At 65.1% G+C, this 2,705-nt stretch carries 2 protein-coding genes; both read left to right on the top strand.

Annotated features, from left to right (window positions below; all coding sequences use genetic code 11):
- Positions 1–100: 100 nt before the first annotated feature.
- Positions 101–802, top strand: coding sequence for a hypothetical protein (locus ACE3SS_RS15415; RefSeq protein WP_374595462.1), 702 nt, complete (start codon positions 101–103; stop codon positions 800–802).
- A gap of 66 nt (positions 803–868) precedes the next feature.
- The gene (locus tag ACE3SS_RS15410; protein ID WP_374595460.1) at positions 869–2,686 is read left to right on the top strand and encodes a DUF1302 domain-containing protein; all 1,818 of its coding nucleotides are present in this window, start codon (positions 869–871) and stop codon (positions 2,684–2,686) included.
- Positions 2,687–2,705: the final 19 nt, after the last annotated feature.

The following is a 2,705-nucleotide window of genomic DNA, read 5'->3' as shown; positions in this document are numbered from 1 at the left end:
CTGGCGGGCTCGCGGCTCTACACCAGCATGGCCGACACCGACGAGGTGATCGACGAGGCGCTCAACCGCTTCGAGACCGTTCTGAAGCTGGTGTGACGCCATGAGCAGCACCGTGGTCGATTCATCCGCGCCGCGCTCGGCGCGCTCGTCAGACTGGCCCGAGCTGGCCGTGACGGCGTGGCAGCGCCTGCACGAAAAGGGCTTGGCGGCCACCGACCAGGCGCCGCGAGGCAGCCTGTCGCTGCGCGTGCCGGGCGGCGAAACCTTCATGCTGCTGGAGTCCGATCGCCCGCACGCGCCCGGCCCTCAGGCGCTGCGCGGGGCGGCGGTGGGGGGCGTGGCGGCCGTTCACGCGGCGGTGTATCAGTCTCGCCCGGACGTGGGCGGCGTCTTCATCAGCCAGCAGCCTTGGGCGCGCGAGCTCATCCAGCTGCGCCAGACCATGCCTGCCGTGTTCGACGAACAGGTGCGCCACCTTGGGCGCGAGGTGGCTCATGCGGCGCAGCCCATCATCGCCTTGCCCCCTCGCGCGCACGGCCTGCTGTCGGCCGGGGCCAACGCCTATGTGTTCGACGACTTCGTGTTGTGTCTGGGCCTCACCCGCGAGCGCCTGATCTTCAACGCCGAGCTGCTCGAAAAGTGCGCCAAGGCCTACGTGCTGGCCACGCTCACCGGACAGCGCGTCGGCACCTTGCCCTGGCTGGTGCGCTTCATCGCCAACCGGCGGCTGCGCAAAGACGAGGGGCGCGCCGCGCAGGCCTATTCGCGCGGCGAAATGCCCACCGGGCTCAACGCGTATTAACCCATCTTGCCTGCTTGTTCCCTGCCTTATCCAATCCAACCCAACCGCTAGAAGAGGAGCACCCACATGAGAATCGGTTCCACTCAAGTGACGGCCACGCGGCCGCGGCTGTCTGCCCTGGCGGCAGCCCTGCTGGCCCTGGGCTGCATGCACGCGGCCCACGCCATCGAGATCCGCACCGACGACGGCTGGAGCGGCAGCTTCGACACCACCTTGACCTACGGTCTGGCGGTGCGCGCGAGCAAGCCCGACAAGGCCAACATCGGCCTGGGCAACGCGGCCTACAGCCCGGTGGGTGGCACGGCGCAAAGCGTGACCAACGACGACGGCGACCTCAACTTCAAGCGCGGCCACCTCGTCAGCAACGTGGCGCGGGCCACGCATGAGCTCGACATCTCGCGCGGCAACTTCGGCCTCTTCGGTCGGCTCACCTACGCCTACGACGAAGTCGCCTCGCGCGACAACATCGACGAGCTCGGCGGCTCCAAGAAGGCCACCGGCCACGATGTGCGCCTGCTCGATCTGTACGTGCGCGACAGCGAAGAGATCGGCGGCAAGCCCTTCTCGGTGCGCCTGGGCCAGCAGGTAGTGAACTGGGGCGAGAGCCTGTTCATCCAGAACGGCATCAGCGTCATCAACCCCATCGACGTGTCGCTGATCCGCTCGCCTGGCACCGAGCTGCGCGAAGCCTACATCCCGACTCCGATGCTGTGGGCGTCACAGCAACTCACCTCGCGTGCCAGTGTCGAGGGCTTCGTGCTGTTCCGTGCCGATCACTATCGGCTGGATCCGCGAGGGACGTTCTTCAGCACTGAAGACGTGGTAGGCGGCCGGGTCGGCACGGATCGCATCTACTTGAATTCGGCGGCGCCGGATCAGCGCAATCTGGATCCGTCGCAGTCCTGGGTCGATCGCGTCAACGGGCCCAAGGCCCGAGCCAGCGATCAGTTCGGGATGTCAGCGCGCTACTCGATTCCGGAGTTGGCACACCTGGAGCTTGGCGCCTATGCCATGCAATACACCAGCCGTATCCCAATCTTGTCGTTCACGGCGGGCAATATGCCGTCGTCGTCGGCGACAGGTCAAGGCGATGCCTCCTACTACGTTGAATACCCTGACCGCATCAAGTTGTTCGGCCTCAGCGGGCGCTGGGAAGGGCCGTTCGGCATTGCATTGCAGAGCGAATACTCGTATCGGCCCAACCAGCCGATTCAGAAGTCAGTGACTGATTTGGCTGCAGAGGCTGGCATCTTGTCCATGATTGAAGGTCTGCACCCCGGAGCCATCCCCGGATCGCCAGCACCGGGCAGCTTGCTGCAGGGCTATCAGCGGGTGAAGATGCACCAGGTTCAATTGGGCGCAACCAAAATGTTTGGTCAAACGCTGGGGGCTCAGTCGAGCGCGCTCGCTGCCGAGGTCGGCTACACCCGTTTGCTGCTACCCAAAGACCAGTACTTCGATGCGCAAGGTATTTACTTGCCTTCACCGGCGCTGGCGCCCTTGCTGGCTGCCGCGGCTAGCTTCTCGAGCATCGCCACGCAGACCGCGGGCTTTACAACCCGCAACTCCTGGGGCTACGTCGTCTATTACCAACTCGACTACAACGACCTGTTCATGGGTGCCACCTTGTCGCCGCGCGTGGCCTTCTCGCACGACGTGCATGGCGTCAGCCCCACGTTCAATCAGGGCTCGCGCTCGCTGAGCATCGGCGGCGCACTGGTGAGTGCCGACAAACGCTGGAAGCTCGACCTCTCGTATACCGACTACATCGGCGGCCGCCGCTACAGCGGCACCGACCCCAACACCTTGGTCGACTATTCGTCCAATGCCAACCCGCTGCGTGACCGCGATTTCGTGGCCGCCAGCCTGAGCTACGCGTTCTAAAGGAGCCTTCGATGCACCA

Origin of the sequence: Aquabacterium sp. (assembly GCF_041915145.1) — a bacterium.
In the GTDB taxonomy this organism is placed as follows: Bacteria; Pseudomonadota; Gammaproteobacteria; order Burkholderiales; family Burkholderiaceae_C; genus Aquabacterium.
Note: the sequence above shows the minus strand (reverse complement) of the source record. Positions and strands in the feature narration are given on the sequence as shown.